This is a genomic window from Halocatena salina (assembly GCF_023115355.1).
Taxonomy (GTDB): Archaea; Halobacteriota; Halobacteria; order Halobacteriales; family Haloarculaceae; genus Halocatena; species Halocatena salina.
This window is the reverse complement of the sequence record NZ_CP096023.1, coordinates 1-13,089: the sequence shown is the minus strand read 5'-3', so window position 1 is coordinate 13,089 and position 13,089 is coordinate 1. Positions and strand designations below refer to the sequence as shown.

Sequence of the window (13,089 nt, the reverse complement as noted above, 5' to 3'; positions counted from 1 at the left end):
GAACATGTCCAAGCGTCGCAGTTACTTGAACAGGTCTGGGAGCGGGAGATCCCGCAGGACAGGGTTCTCAAAATACTTCGACGTGAGCGCGAGCGACTAGCTGAGTATCAGAGCGTTTCATTCTCCGAAACGTCGCGAGCCCCCCGATACGTGGATCTCAACGACCTCGAGTTGGTATCTGGCTATGAATTTGAGCATATTCTTGCTGAGATTCTCCGCCGAGTGGAGGGTGATGCCACAGTTACAGAAGGTTCCGGGGACCAAGGGGTCGACGTTGTGTGGGTTCGTGAAGCCACCACTGTTGGGATCCAAGCGAAGGCATACAACATCAATAATCCAGTTGGAAACAGTGCTGTGCAGGAGATTCATACGGGATCGGTCGTTCGACAATCAGAATTTGCGATCGATATCCCTGCAGTCGTTACAACATCTCGGTATACTGAAGGCGCAAAAGAGGCCGCCGAAAATTCGAATGTTACGCTCTACAACCGCACAGATCTAGAACAATGGTTATCACAGGCTGAACTCGATGCAGAAGCGATGGGCGAACTTCTCGATAGTGTCTAGTAGGCCCAACGATGAATGCACTATTTATGTGGCATCGTGAGTCGAGCTCTTTGGATCAATCAGGTGCTGATAGGTTGTGGATCCGGTAATCCCGTGCCGAACGCAAGCAGATGAGTGAGACGACTGGTGCTAACTCACAGAACGCCATAGTGTCAAGACGATGGTGAACATGATGTCTATTTCAAGAATAATAAGATACAGGGACGCGGTGACTGTCCCTCTTAAAACAAGATGGTATGAAGACAAGTAGGGCGGATCACGAGAGTTGATGCTCATACCTTTGGAGTCAGTGCATAGCTCGGTTGATGCGGTGGCAGCCACGCGGTTCTCATAGCTTTTCGCACTTCAAGAATAATAGTGGCGTTGGCACCGCCCAGTTGGATCAGTTTGAGAAGTGAATAGGTCGTTGAGTGATGTGGTTAGAACGCTCGCAGACCTGCTCAGCGAGTGCTTTGCAATAGATTTAGAAGAATGTTGGGAGCGTTTGCCGTCCACCTTTACGCGACCGACTGTTCACTTAGCTAAACAGCTTCGACTCTCGCTGAATTAGGTGTTGAACGCCCTCATCAGACGATTTTCCAGTGAGTACATCGACTGACTGATAGCGTTTCGAATCCGCCGCAGCGCAGCCGTTGCGGGCCGCCGTCGACAAAAGTGCTGTCAAAATCAATGGTAAATGGTCTTAGTTGGACGCTGCAGTAGATATCAACACAAAGTTGCTCCTCGACGGACAACTGTTTGAGCGACACGAACCGGTTCGGCGGTTACGTTCCTTCACAGAGTTGTCGAAAAACACGACTGCGAAGACACAGTGTTTCTGGTCGATCAGTTCGGTTATTGGACTGCCCTCGCTCGATGAAGATTGTGCGGTCGGGTTGGCTACGCCGATCGAAACCTAATCGAGAAGTGGTTTTACACCCTCCCAATGCACATCAACCGCTTTCACAATTCGTGGGTGGGGAGTCGGCTGAGCGTCCGCCAGTGGCTTGCGCTGTTCGTTGATTACTACAATTTCAACGACCACATCAAGCGCTTGATAGACGAACACCGACCTAGGAAATTATCTAGACAGTTCCAGATTGGGCTACTTGTCGCGTTGCTCAATGAGCCACTCGCGTTCCTCCTGAGCAGCAGTTCCAATGACTTTTTCAAGGAGATCAGCAAGTTCGCTGTCTTCCGGGATGGTGTACAGCGGCGAATTTTCAATATTCACAACATGTTCGATAACCCCATATTTGTCAGCTAAAATGTCCTTGTGGTTGTTCCACGTGTCGTGACTAATCCGCGCTGCGTCGCAAATATCGGCTTCTCGGAGTTTATCGCCTCGTACACGGAGCATCGCCAAGAGTATTTTAGCTCTTGAGTTCGGCGTGAGAAGCTCAAGGAACGGATGGCCTTCGAACAGTGTGTCGGTATCGGCTTCATCCTCGGGATCAAACCCAGGAATTACCACCGTTGGGATGTCCTCGTCGTTCAATTCGTCCTCTCGGTCGTCCGCTGGTAAACTACTCATTCCATCTCTACATATTCTCCCCACCACCATATACTGGCCAGTACTTCCGTCGAGATTCGATCATCCACATATACAAAATATTTATTCTATATCAGCATAATAAATAAAAATAGTAGATGGAGAACCAGCAGACAACGCTGGCAGGAGATCTCACCGAACCCTATCGAGACCGAATGCTGCTTTATGACCTGTATGAGACACAAGAGAAAACTATCCCAGATATCGCCGAGGAATTGGACTGTTCTGAGACCACCGTGAGGAACTACCTACGACGGTTTGGCATTCTTGACCCACTTGACTCCCCCGCCTACTATACCACAAGACCCGATGGATATGACTGTTGGCTCGTTGATGGGCACACTATCCTCGTACACAGGCTCGTAGCGGTAGCTGAATATGGGATTGACGCTGTAGCCGAGGCAGTAGTTCATCACAAAAACACCCACAAGTGGGATAACCGCCCCGAAAATCTCCTTCCCTGTGATAGTCGCGCAAGGCACAGGCGTGAGCACTCGCGCCCTAAAGCCGATGAGGATCAGGGAACCTTCGACGAATGGTCTACAACTGATCATCTCCCCCACCCACAGATTGACAGCGGACACCAGGACGAGTGCCAACTAACATTCGACGACTTTGAAGAACTCTAAGTGAATAGCACGTCTCACTGCTGTTTCTAGAATTTTTGAGAAGTTGACAACCGACCAACTAGAACAGCGACACCCAATCTGCAACATGAGAACTCATCCGGGGAACCATGATTACACCTACGGATTTGCTGTTGAGCCGTCGTCAGTAAGATTGGCTCGTCATGACGGTCCCAGCACTGTCTGTGACCGTCACGGTATCACCGCCGTTATTCCAGATCGCACTTGAGGATCCCCAGTAGCGATCACTGGCCGTGTCCGAGCCGCTGCCCGTGTGGAGCGTGACGGTCCCACCAGCCGCGAGCGACGCCCCACTCGGGAACATGTAGGTGTGGCCCGCGTCGTCTGATACCGACCAGCCCGAGAGATCAAGCGTGTCAGTACCTGTATTCTCGAACACCACGTATTCATCATTTAAATTATCGTTGTCGTTCCCAGCCGCGTCGGCGTGGATCTCTGTGATAGAAAGGCTGCTCTCACTCCCTGCGTTCCGACACTGCCACAGGCCGCGTTCGGCCGCCTGTGCATCCGATTCAGCGGCATAAAACCGGTCAGACTGGGAAAACTCTGAGTCATACACGCGCGCATGGCCAGTCTGGATGAGGTCGTAGTTGAGGTTCTGGCCATCGTCGTGAATGTACGCTAATAAGCGCCCGTAGTCTCCTCGCCCATCGCTTGCCGCGTCGAGCTCAAGCGTCACCTGTTCACCCGGCTGAAGCACATCCTTCGTGTAGGCACTCGCAGCATCTCCTGCATCAGCGAGACACTGTTCGCCCGCGCTCGTATCCGGCACGCCTTCGAACTCCGTCGGGTCGTTTTCACCGTAGATTTCCGGCGTATCGATACCCAACAGTCGCACGGTGTCGGTCGTCCCGTTTGCGTATTCGATATCGACTGTATCGCCGTCAACGACCTCGGTGACCGTCCCACTCAGCGTGTCACTTGTCGTCGAAGGACTGCCCACGACGCCCGCTGGAATCGCAACGGACAACACTGCCATCACCACTACTATATGCGATGTTCGTATCACGCCCATACCTTTTAGATAATAATATATTAACATTGGTTACAAAATGTATATAGAACTACACTGACAGACCTGCCCATCGGACACACTCTCGACGGCTATTCCGCTGTCTGCCAAGCGGGCTCTGACGAAGCAGTTCCGTCCCACAGCACAGGCCACGTGCCCGTCGGTATTGTGCGCAGTCACCTGCGTGTGCTACGACTCTCAGATATCTTGGGCCAGCCGATTCGTTTCCAAATCCGCCCAGCATGGCGGACAGAAAAACGGCCCGTCGTGAGCAGGGGCGTCGATGCTGGGATATGACTCCCCGTGGCGATCGATGACGGATTCGCTGTCTCTGTGCTCGCTGTGAAACCTCGTCTCACAATGGGGACACTGGGGCTCCTGAGTAGCGGTGCGGCCATCCGATCGAGTGTAATCGAACACCGTCGAAGCGTTGGAAGAGGTCACGAATGACTGTAGGATTGTCTCCATTTAGGTATCTTATCACGATGCACTGGAACTGTCTTGTGCTCCTACTACCGCTACTGCTGTTGGCCGGCGATGCAGGGATCCTGATCCATCGGCAGAGGCACCACCAACGGGAGGTGAGACGCAAACGGTGACAGTTACACGCGTGGTGGACAGCGACACGATCGAGGTGCAGTCTACGAACAGGACGACCGAAACAAATCCCGCGAACGAAGGCCCACCGGAGTTTACTGTTCCAAAAACAGTTGAGGACCGCGACTGGCTGTTGAACTAGGGCTACGCTTCGCTCAGTTCAGAACCTCTCTCAGTTACATCAGTTATTGACGGGAAAGGTGGATACCACGAGCGATGGTGTAGATGAGTATGTTACCAACCCCTGTTACTACGAATGTCCATCCAAGCATATTCCCGATCCACCAGAAGAAGCTGCCAGGTCTGTAGAATCCGATGTTTGTGACTCCAGCGAACCCAATTAGGGCAAGCGCTCCCCAGAAGAGAAGGATTGCCGCTATTTTCCAGCCATCTCTGAGTAATTCTCGGAAATCTATCGCAGTGGGACCAGATTCAGCAGCCATAAACTAAGCATCAAATTGAGACGCAAAAGTAGTTTCTACATTGACTTCACCAGACGGACATAACCAATTCCACATAGAGTAGGGATTCTTTTCACGAAATAAATCTTTTGAGAAGAGCTTTCAATAGAGACTTATCTTCATATCGTAAGCAGTTCGGCAGTGCCGAGCAAACCGCACAGGCCGAAAGGCGAGGTGTCTGGGCATTCGACCGAGCACCAGCAACACCAGTACCGACACCGACTACCGGCGCCGATCGTGACTGTTCTGACTTCGAGACGCGAGCAGAGGCACAGCAATTCTTCGAGACCCACGACCCCGCGAACGATCCTCATCGCCTCGACGCCGATGGCAACGGACAGGCCTGCGAGTTGCTCCCATACTGAGCCACGAACTGATGCGAGGCAAAGGGTGGTGATGTGGATGAAGACAGCCGCCGGTATTGTTCTGTAATAGCAACAGACACAACGGAAGTCCCTACGCGTTCACAGAGACCGAGTGATCGACGTACTGCGCTTCCCACTCGGTGCGGGCATCGATCTCGCGGTGCCCTCGCCGTGTTACCGAGTAGGCGTTCGTCCGGCGGTCCTGTTGGCCTTTCTCAACGAGTCCCTTCTCGACGAGCGTGTCGAGGTTCGGATACAGCCGACCGGCGTGGATCTCTGTCTCGTAGTAATCCTCAAGCTCGTCTTTGATCGCCAGCCCATGTGGTTCATCGCCCCCTGCAATGATGTAGAGAAGATCACGCTGAAAACCAGTCACATCATACATATCTATTCAGCGCTTTGGGAGTGCGTTATATGGGCTTTGTCGTTACCGACGGCCCGTTCATGTCATAAATACTATCACACATCCGTTTCGGAGGGGGAACACGCTCACATGGACTGCTTGGAGAGCCACTCTCCGGCCGGCCCGTGGATGGCTAGCCCACGACTGATATTGTCTCTCCGTCTCAACACTGTCAACGTGACGATGTCGGAGCCATCCAACCACTACGTTGGCAAACTCACCCAAAAGGCAATCCTGTTCGGCCCGGACGACCAGGTGTTGCTTACGATATGTGATGATCACTGGGAACCACCCGGCGGGACGTTCGAGTACGGAGAAACGCTCGTCGGTGGCCTTCGTCGAGAACTCCGCGAGGAGTTGTCCATCGAGAGTCGTGTTGGGCCACTCGTTGAAGCATTGTACGGCGGCTGGATTGATGATGCGACGGGTGCGCCGATGGTGACACTCGTCTATCGCTGTGAGACTGACGAGCGAACCATCTCCCTGAATGACGAACACGACGCATACGAGTGGCTCCCACCGGAGACAGCAGCGGCACGACTAGCCGAATCAGTTGTCCGGCTCGGTCGGGCCGTCGAACGAGCAGCGGCCTTCGACGGCTCTCCACCGTTTGCGGCCGTTACGAATCCATACGCAGCCACCGACGTGAGTCGTGAGACTGTCCTCGAACAACTTGCTACGCTTCGAGACCCTGAGGCCACCTCATTGTAGTACGCCACACGGCGTACTGTTACCGACCGGAGAGTGTCGTATCGGTGTCAATAGTTTGTTCGAGGAACGCCTCGGGCAACTCATCCAGCTCTCCGACTTGGACCCGCCAGAGGTTCGCATACAGGCCGTCCTGTGCGAGTAGTTCCTCGTGTGTCCCCCGTTCGACGATCGACCCATCATCGAGAACGAGGATCGTATCGGCGTGGCGCACTGTCGAAAGCCGGTGAGCGATGGCGAACGTGGTGCGATCAGCACTGAACTCCCGCAGGGCCGTCTGGATCAACACTTCCGTTTCGTTATCGACGTGGGAGGTCGCTTCGTCCAGAATCAACAGCTCCGGATCGGTAATGATTGCACGGGCGATAGCGATGCGTTGGCGCTGGCCGCCCGACAGTTTCACCCCCCGTTCACCGACCTCGGTCTCGTAGCCATCCGCTAGTTCCGCAATGAAGTCGTGGGCACCAGCCATCTGCGCCGCGCGCTCGATCTCCGCCTGAGCAACGTCTGGGGTGCTGTAGGCGATGTTTTCACTAACTGTGCCGGAAAAGAGGAACGGTTCCTGAGAGACGTAGCCAATCGCCGTCCGGAGATCATCGAGTGCGACCGAACGCAGATCGTGGCCATCGAGACGAATCGTTCCCCCAGTCGGGTCGTAAAACCGAGGAAGCAGCTTTGTCAGTGTGGTTTTCCCTGAGCCGGTCGGGCCAACGAGGCCGACGAACGCCCCTGGTTCGACCTCGAAACTGATCTCCTCGATCGCTGGCTCATCAGCGGACACATAGCGGAAGGTCACGTCCTCATACTTGATGTGACCGTCGACATCGACGAGTGAGAGAGCGTTCTCGTCGTCATTGATCTCGATCTCGTAGTCGTTGAGGGCGAAGATACGAACCACTGAGGCCCGAGCGTCATGGTACAGATCGACTAAGTGCCCGGCTTGGATCAGCGGGCCTGTGAACTGACGATTGTAGGTGAGAAACGCGACGAGCGTTCCGACCGACAACGGTTTGGTGAAGAACAACGGCGGGCCGTCAAGAATCCACAGGCCGCCAATAATCACCAGAACGCCGAAGCTGAGCCAGTTGACGACATTCATTGCGGGAAAGAAGCTGATGCGTGCGGTGATCACGTCCCACCGAATGTCGAAAAGATCACGAGAGGCCCTGTCAACACGGCCAGCCTCGAATGGCTCCGCAGTATAGGCTTTCACCACCTTGATGCCGCTGAGACTGTTTTCGATGCGCGCGCTGAGCACGCCCACCCGCTGGCGGACATCGTCGTACATCGGGCGAATACGGGTGACAAACCATCGACTCATCACAGCCAGTATTGGCACTGGTAGTAACGCGATGAGCGCGAGTTGCCAGTGGAGATACATCAAAAACACGGCGATGCCGATGAATTGGGCTCCGATCCGGAGCAGATCGTCCAGAAATCGTTGGAGCAGGCGATTGAGCTCGTTCACGTCGTCGTTGAGAATGCTGAGGATCTGACCGGTCTGTTGGTCGTCGAAAAAGGCGATGCTGAGCCGCTGGATCTTCTCGTAGGCATCCGTCCGCACGACGTGTTGTACGGTTTGGGCGAACCGACCCCACGTCCAACTGCTCACCCAGCCGAGCCCAGTGCTCGTCACTGCCGCTCCAACGATGAGCCCGACCGACAGTGCCAACTGGGCTTGGGGCTCCGCTGGAAGCCACCCTCCCGGTATAAGAGGAAGCGAAAAGGGCGTCGTGTTGAGAAATACCCCATCGATTACAACCTTCAAGAGATAGGTTGGAACCAGGCTCACGACTGGCGAGAGGACTGATGCCAGCAGTGCGACCGCAATGAGCGGTCTATAGTCATGACCGTACTCCCAAAACAGTCGGGGAATCGGCCAGTCCGTCGTGTCTTGCTGTTGTTCGAACAGGAGCGATTCATCGTCGGCGTCTGCATCAGTGTTGTCAGCCGTCATGAAACAAGTATAGGCGACCACCACTCTGTTACCAGCTGTCTTGACAGAGAGACACGGCCCGAGCGGTGAGTGTTGACTGTGTTCAGTTGACTCTCTATTCCTTCCTTCAATTGATATTCACTTACTGAGTAGTCGACACGATCCGTTTGAAGTACCGTTTGTTCTTCATATTGATCCCAGTATATAGTTTTTAGCCCTATGTTACCGTACATCTGTATAAGACTTATATCCAATCTATATAATTATTATAGTACTTATGATTGGTGCCATATATCGATCTCCAAAGATCTCATGTTAGAAGAATGAGATAGGCAACGCGAGTTCTTCAAACAGTATGTACCTACTTTCCTCGAGGAGTTTTACTCAGTGCAATCGGGTCCGAGAAACTTTTAGGATAACCGTCACCTATATTTCAAGCAATTTGAGTCACAGATAGAAGTGGAATATCCGTAATGGAAACGAAACTACATGTCGCACCCGATCCGGGACCGATGATCATCGAATTCCCGGTATGGTCGAACTGTGGGACTAGTCCTGATCGGAAGTTCCGAAAGAGGAGATTGACGTGCCGTGACTGACTGAGCATCTTAAGAGAAATCATCCACCGTGAACTACCCTACCCTACTCGCTCACGGCTGACGCCGTTCGCTCCTTGAGGGTGGGGCTTCCTGTTTCCACGACGCGCTTTGCAGATACGGACGTATCCACAGGGAGCGCAGTCTCCCCAGGCGTTGATTCGGAGTATCCCACCCCTACATCTTCGAGGCCGCGAGAAAGGATGTTCCACGCCGCGTTCGCGTCCCTGTCCGCCTCAAACCCGCAGGCAGGACAGGAGTGTTCACGGACCCACAACGGCTTGTCGGTCGAAACGCCGCACGACGCGCACTCCTTGGTCGTTCCTCTCGGATTGACCGCGACGAAGTGCGTCCCCTCGCGCTCACACTTGTAATCGAGCAACGAGAGGAACGTCCGCCACGCGGCAGACGCCGTGTTGCGGCTGTTCGACGGCGACTCCATCATCCCCTTCACGTTCAGGTCTTCGACCGCCATGAGGTCGTACTCCCGAGCGTAGTAGTTCGAGAGTTTGTGCAAGAAGTCGCGGCGCTTCCGTCGGAGGTCGGCGTGACACTCCGCTACGCGCCGTCGTTGCGTCTCATAGTTGTTCGACCCGTGTTGCTTCCGCGAGAGTTTCCGTTGCTCACGCTCCAAGCGTTCGCGCTCGTCGGAGAGGTCGAGCGACCCGACGGCGGTTCCGTCGGTATCGTGGGCGTACTTGAGAATCCCACGTCGATGCCGACGCACTTCTCGGGATTCTCAGGCGGTTCGGGCGGCTCACGGTCCATTTGGACGCCGAACATGGCGAACCACTCACCCGTCGGTTCCTTCTTGACCGTGACCTGTTTGAGCTTCGCGTCGTTGGGGATGGCGCGGTGGAGCCGAATCGGTATGTCCGCGAGTTTCGAGAGTGACAGCACAGTCTGACCGCCCTTCTTGTCGAGCTTGAAGCCAGATTGACTGTAGGTAAAACTGCGGAACTCCCGGCGGCTTCCACTTGAGTTGACCGACGCCGTAGCCGTTCTTCTTGAGCGCCGAGAGTCCTTTGAGGTTATCGAACAGGCGTTCTACGACGGTTTGGAGAACCTTCGAGTACACGTCGGAGAGGCCGTCCCACCACTTCTTGAGGTCGGGGAGTTCCGACCGCAGGGCGGTCATGGACGGCAGTTCACCGTGTTCGTCTTGGTACTCGTTGAGACGGTAGAGCGTGTGGTTGTACAGTTGCCTACAAATGTCTCGGTGGCGGTCCAACTCCTCACGGTGGGCGTCGGACGGCTTGAGACGGAACTTGTAGGCGTAGTACATTCTACTCGCGTTGGTCCTCTACGTACTGTTTTAGCACATCCAGCGATACCTGCCCCGTCGAGATGAGGCAGTACGAGTCGTTCCAGAACGAATCGCCCCACAGTTCGGTCTTGAGTTCGTCCGCGTACTCGTCGCGGATACGGCGGGCAGTCGCGCCCTTGGCCGTGTTGATGAACTTCACGAGGTCTGTGGTTGGCTTCGCTCGGAAGAGGATGTGAACGTGGTCGTCCTCGCCGTCGAGGTTCGTCAGTTCGACACCGTAGTTGTCCGTGAACTCGCTGATGACCTCGTGAATGAATTGGGTTCGCTCCTCGGTTAGCACTCCGCGCTGATACTTCGTGGTGAGTATCAGGTGGTAGTGCAGGGAATACGTCGAGTGCGCTCCCGAGTTGAGGTCGTACTCCATTGGGTTCGGTCAATACTGTGCTACTCTACTGTAAAAACATTGTAATTGCGTGGGTCTGTGAGCCTGCCACCGAATCGTGTATGAGAACCGTGCGGCGTTCACGAGACGCTTCGCGTCTCGTTAGCCCACAAGAGCTTCAGCTCTTGTGAACGCTGTATCCCCTCCCTGCTCGCGCCTCCCGTTCGGTCGGCGCTCGCTGAGGAAGGGGGCTTAGCGCCTCAATTCAGCTAAAGAACGCGAATACCTGAACGCTGCACCGACACTCGTTGTGACTGTGGAATGCTCCAAACGGTTCCATGACAACGTAACGGACGCGATTGAGACGCTGGCCGCGAATGACAGTGTGGGTGAATCACTAACGCTGTCGCTCACCAGCTATGAGGAGCTGCTGAAAACGTTCACTGCGACGACCCTCAAGCTCATCGAAACCATCCGACAGGAGGAACCGACAAGCATGAACGAAGCAGCTCGGGCAGTCGACCGGGATGTGAAGAACGTCCACGAGCAATTAGTTCGGCTGGAAAACCTCGGTGTGATCTATTTCGCAGAGGAGGGACAGGCGAAATGTCCCGTCGTCTGGTTCGACGAACCCGTGATGCGCGTTCCGTTCGCATCAGAATCGAACCACGCGGCTGCGGCTCCGTGACCACCACTAACGGACGGTGATCCGGACGAGCGATAGACGGACTGTCTGGATCGAAATCGATGGTCTTGCGTGGACCTCACCAGCTTAGTCGGTCCGATTGGTATGATTTATCGACGCAAATTAATCGTCAAGATTCAATCATCTTGCTGGAAGAACGAGCGGTATGACAAATGTGATCGTCAAAGCCGCCGTCAAGGACGCGCTCGGGGAAATAGATGTGGCGTCGGATCTCTATGACGTGCTCGATGAGGAGGTGCAGAATCTCCTCGACGACACCGAACGTCGAGCACAGAAAATGGTCGGAAGACGGTGCAGTAGCGCGATTGTTGTCGATGGTCATGGTTCCGGCGACCGTTCCGTTTGGCGTAACACCCTTCACGATTATGCACTATTAAGATCATAACCCCACTCACGGAGCACCTCAGCGACTAGTTCAGGGTTGCGCTGAGCCACAACCATTGCGGCTTCTCGATAATCCGACTTATAAACATCCTCACCAAGTTGCTCTTCGAGTGTCTCTTGGAGTTCAGATTCAGATTCAATGACATCTTTTCGAAGAAAGTATGGGACCTGCTCGCGGCCTTCATTCACTTTTTCTCGCCGGAGTTTATATGGGAGTGACTCGATCGTCGGTCGTCGAGAACCTGTTTTAGACTCGCCGATAGACTCTGAAGTCGTATCGGTTGCTGTGTCGGATCGCGTTTCACGTGACTCAGTTGCTTCGGAGGTAGATATATCGACCTCTTGGTCAGTGGACTGTTTGTTACTATCTTCCGAGTCATCGAGGCCGGCATTTCGGGAGCCAGATTTCAAGCCCATTACACAGTCACCTCCGGAGATCCAATATCTGCTTCTCGCTCAAGGTATCGAGATAGTTCATCAAATTTGTTAAGCGTAGTAAGCTCATAGTCCCGCTGTCGATTGCGGTACTCTTCGATGTATTTGTAGGGGCTGCACTGCTGTTTCCAACATCCCTCGATCAATGAGCCACGTTGACCGATCACGATAGGTACCGGAAATCCATCGTTCTGTACTTTTTTAAGAATCTCTTGTCGATCACGAGTCTCTTTGTATCCGATCGGAACGATTGCGAGTACTCCCACATCGATATTGATGTTCTGTTCTAATCCGTCAACGAGATCATCAAGTCCATCAATCGACTCTTCCCCTTTTGCAGTCACCTCAAACGGGATCACGACGTTCCTAACAGCCACGAGTGTATTGTACAAAATCGGACCTGCCTTCCCAGCAGTATCGACAATAACCACATCATACTCTTCACGGATATCGGCCTCACGGAGAATCCGATGAAGCTGATGATACATGCTGTAGGATTCTCCAAAATTCTCGGCTTGATCCTTCTCGTTAAGAAGGAACTCTTCGAGATCTTCGAGCATATTATGCGATGGAATCAAATCAACCCCTGCTTCGACCTCGTGAGTGAGATTGTAGAAATCACCTTTTGGTCGTCCCACCAGATGACGAACAAGATTGTCTATGTTTGGATCGCCTCGATCATAGTCGGGACCGAAAAAGTATGTGAGGCTCCCGTTCTGTGTGTCCATGTCGATCGTGAGGACGTTATGTCCTGAACGCGCGTGACTGACGGCGAGAGTGGCTGCAGTAGTCGTTTTGCCAACTCCACCAGCCTCTGAAACTGGGGTGTAAGTGAGCATTAGTGGTATAGTTGAAGGCAACAAGCATAAATCTAAGGTAGACGATATCGCTGCTACATTTACCTATAAGATATAGCTATACTCTTCAACTATACCCTCCAGCGATACTCTACAACTATGGTGTATGCTCATATCACATAGCGATAGCTGGCAGCTATACAGTCCCAATAGCTACAATCACCGCTATTATCGTTTCCACAGACTAAGCAGGCCAATTGCTCCGGACCATACAGAACATCCTGATTCCCCCGAC

Annotated in this window: 15 protein-coding genes and 3 pseudogenes; 8 read left to right on the top strand and 10 right to left on the bottom strand. The window is 53.6% G+C overall.

Annotated features, from left to right (window positions below; translation table 11 throughout):
• Nucleotides 1-150 precede the first annotated feature (150 nt).
• Nucleotides 151-567, top strand: coding sequence for a restriction endonuclease (locus tag MW046_RS18775; protein ID WP_185715605.1), 417 nt, complete (start codon nucleotides 151-153; stop codon nucleotides 565-567).
• A 415-nt stretch (nucleotides 568-982) separates the two neighbouring features.
• Nucleotides 983-1,623 (top strand): annotated as a pseudogene (locus MW046_RS18770) (IS6 family transposase).
• Between the two features lie 28 nt (nucleotides 1,624-1,651).
• On the opposite strand, the gene MW046_RS18765 reads toward MW046_RS18770, so the two are convergent.
• Nucleotides 1,652-2,044, bottom strand: a complete 393-nt coding sequence (locus MW046_RS18765) for a hypothetical protein (protein ID WP_247995969.1) — start codon at nucleotides 2,042-2,044, stop codon at nucleotides 1,652-1,654.
• Nucleotides 2,045-2,196: 152 nt separating this feature from the next.
• Between MW046_RS18765 and MW046_RS18760 the strand changes: the two genes are divergently transcribed.
• The gene (locus tag MW046_RS18760; RefSeq protein ID WP_247995968.1) at nucleotides 2,197-2,727 is read left to right on the top strand and encodes an HNH endonuclease; all 531 of its coding nucleotides are present in this window, start codon (nucleotides 2,197-2,199) and stop codon (nucleotides 2,725-2,727) included.
• Between the two features lie 142 nt (nucleotides 2,728-2,869).
• Here the strand turns inward: MW046_RS18760 and MW046_RS18755 are convergent, their stop codons facing one another.
• Nucleotides 2,870-3,724 carry a lamin tail domain-containing protein gene (locus tag MW046_RS18755; protein ID WP_247995967.1) on the bottom strand — a complete coding sequence of 285 codons (855 nt, stop codon included), beginning with the start codon at nucleotides 3,722-3,724 and terminating at the stop codon, nucleotides 2,870-2,872.
• Between the two features lie 231 nt (nucleotides 3,725-3,955).
• Nucleotides 3,956-4,201, bottom strand: coding sequence for a hypothetical protein (locus tag MW046_RS18750; protein ID WP_247995966.1), 246 nt, complete (start codon nucleotides 4,199-4,201; stop codon nucleotides 3,956-3,958).
• Nucleotides 4,202-4,352: 151 nt separating this feature from the next.
• On the opposite strand from MW046_RS18750, the gene MW046_RS18745 reads away from it, so the two are divergent.
• A complete protein-coding gene (locus MW046_RS18745) occupies nucleotides 4,353-4,496 on the top strand; it encodes a hypothetical protein (RefSeq protein WP_247995965.1) in 144 nt (47 codons plus the stop codon).
• Between the two features lie 43 nt (nucleotides 4,497-4,539).
• Here MW046_RS18745 and MW046_RS18740 read toward each other — a convergent pair whose 3' ends face one another.
• Nucleotides 4,540-4,797 carry a hypothetical protein gene (locus MW046_RS18740; RefSeq protein WP_247995964.1) on the bottom strand — a complete coding sequence of 86 codons (258 nt, stop codon included), beginning with the start codon at nucleotides 4,795-4,797 and terminating at the stop codon, nucleotides 4,540-4,542.
• 107 nt (nucleotides 4,798-4,904) lie between these two features.
• Between MW046_RS18740 and MW046_RS18735 the strand changes: the two genes are divergently transcribed.
• Nucleotides 4,905-5,180: an excalibur calcium-binding domain-containing protein gene (locus MW046_RS18735; protein WP_247995963.1), complete on the top strand. Its 276-nt coding sequence runs from the start codon at nucleotides 4,905-4,907 to the stop codon at nucleotides 5,178-5,180.
• A 91-nt stretch (nucleotides 5,181-5,271) separates the two neighbouring features.
• On the opposite strand, the gene MW046_RS18730 is transcribed toward MW046_RS18735, so the two are convergent.
• Nucleotides 5,272-5,565, bottom strand: coding sequence for a PadR family transcriptional regulator (locus MW046_RS18730; RefSeq protein ID WP_247995962.1), 294 nt, complete (start codon nucleotides 5,563-5,565; stop codon nucleotides 5,272-5,274).
• Nucleotides 5,566-5,766: 201 nt separating this feature from the next.
• On the opposite strand from MW046_RS18730, the gene MW046_RS18725 reads away from it, so the two are divergent.
• Complete coding sequence (locus MW046_RS18725; RefSeq protein ID WP_247996008.1) at nucleotides 5,767-6,294, top strand: NUDIX domain-containing protein; 528 nt, start codon at nucleotides 5,767-5,769, stop codon at nucleotides 6,292-6,294.
• Between the two features lie 19 nt (nucleotides 6,295-6,313).
• Here MW046_RS18725 and MW046_RS18720 read toward each other — a convergent pair whose 3' ends face one another.
• The 3 genes and pseudogenes from MW046_RS18720 to tnpA all read right to left on the bottom strand — a co-directional run bounded on the left by MW046_RS18720 (nucleotide 6,314) and on the right by tnpA (nucleotide 10,514).
• Entirely contained in the window at nucleotides 6,314-8,248 is a 1,935-nt protein-coding gene (locus MW046_RS18720; RefSeq protein WP_247995961.1) for an ABC transporter ATP-binding protein, read from the bottom strand.
• A 621-nt stretch (nucleotides 8,249-8,869) separates the two neighbouring features.
• Nucleotides 8,870-10,108, bottom strand: a pseudogene (locus MW046_RS18715) (RNA-guided endonuclease InsQ/TnpB family protein).
• 1 nt (nucleotide 10,109) lies between these two features.
• Nucleotides 10,110-10,514, bottom strand: coding sequence for an IS200/IS605 family transposase (gene tnpA, locus MW046_RS18710; RefSeq protein ID WP_247995960.1), 405 nt, complete (start codon nucleotides 10,512-10,514; stop codon nucleotides 10,110-10,112).
• Between the two features lie 268 nt (nucleotides 10,515-10,782).
• On the opposite strand from tnpA, the gene MW046_RS18705 reads away from it, so the two are divergent.
• Nucleotides 10,783-11,160 (top strand): HVO_A0114 family putative DNA-binding protein, encoded by a 378-nt coding sequence (locus MW046_RS18705; protein ID WP_247995959.1) that lies wholly within the window; start codon nucleotides 10,783-10,785, stop codon nucleotides 11,158-11,160.
• Between the two features lie 163 nt (nucleotides 11,161-11,323).
• Nucleotides 11,324-11,478, top strand: a pseudogene (locus tag MW046_RS18700) (DUF1931 domain-containing protein).
• Between the two features lie 63 nt (nucleotides 11,479-11,541).
• Here the strand turns inward: MW046_RS18700 and MW046_RS18695 are convergent.
• On the bottom strand, nucleotides 11,542-11,979 hold the full coding sequence (locus MW046_RS18695; RefSeq protein ID WP_247995958.1) for a DUF7970 domain-containing protein: 438 nt from the start codon (nucleotides 11,977-11,979) through the stop codon (nucleotides 11,542-11,544).
• Nucleotides 11,979-12,836 carry a ParA family protein gene (locus MW046_RS18690; protein ID WP_247996007.1) on the bottom strand — a complete coding sequence of 286 codons (858 nt, stop codon included), beginning with the start codon at nucleotides 12,834-12,836 and terminating at the stop codon, nucleotides 11,979-11,981. Before MW046_RS18690 ends, MW046_RS18695 begins: the two co-directional genes overlap by 1 nt.
• Between the last annotated feature and the right edge of the window lie 253 nt (nucleotides 12,837-13,089).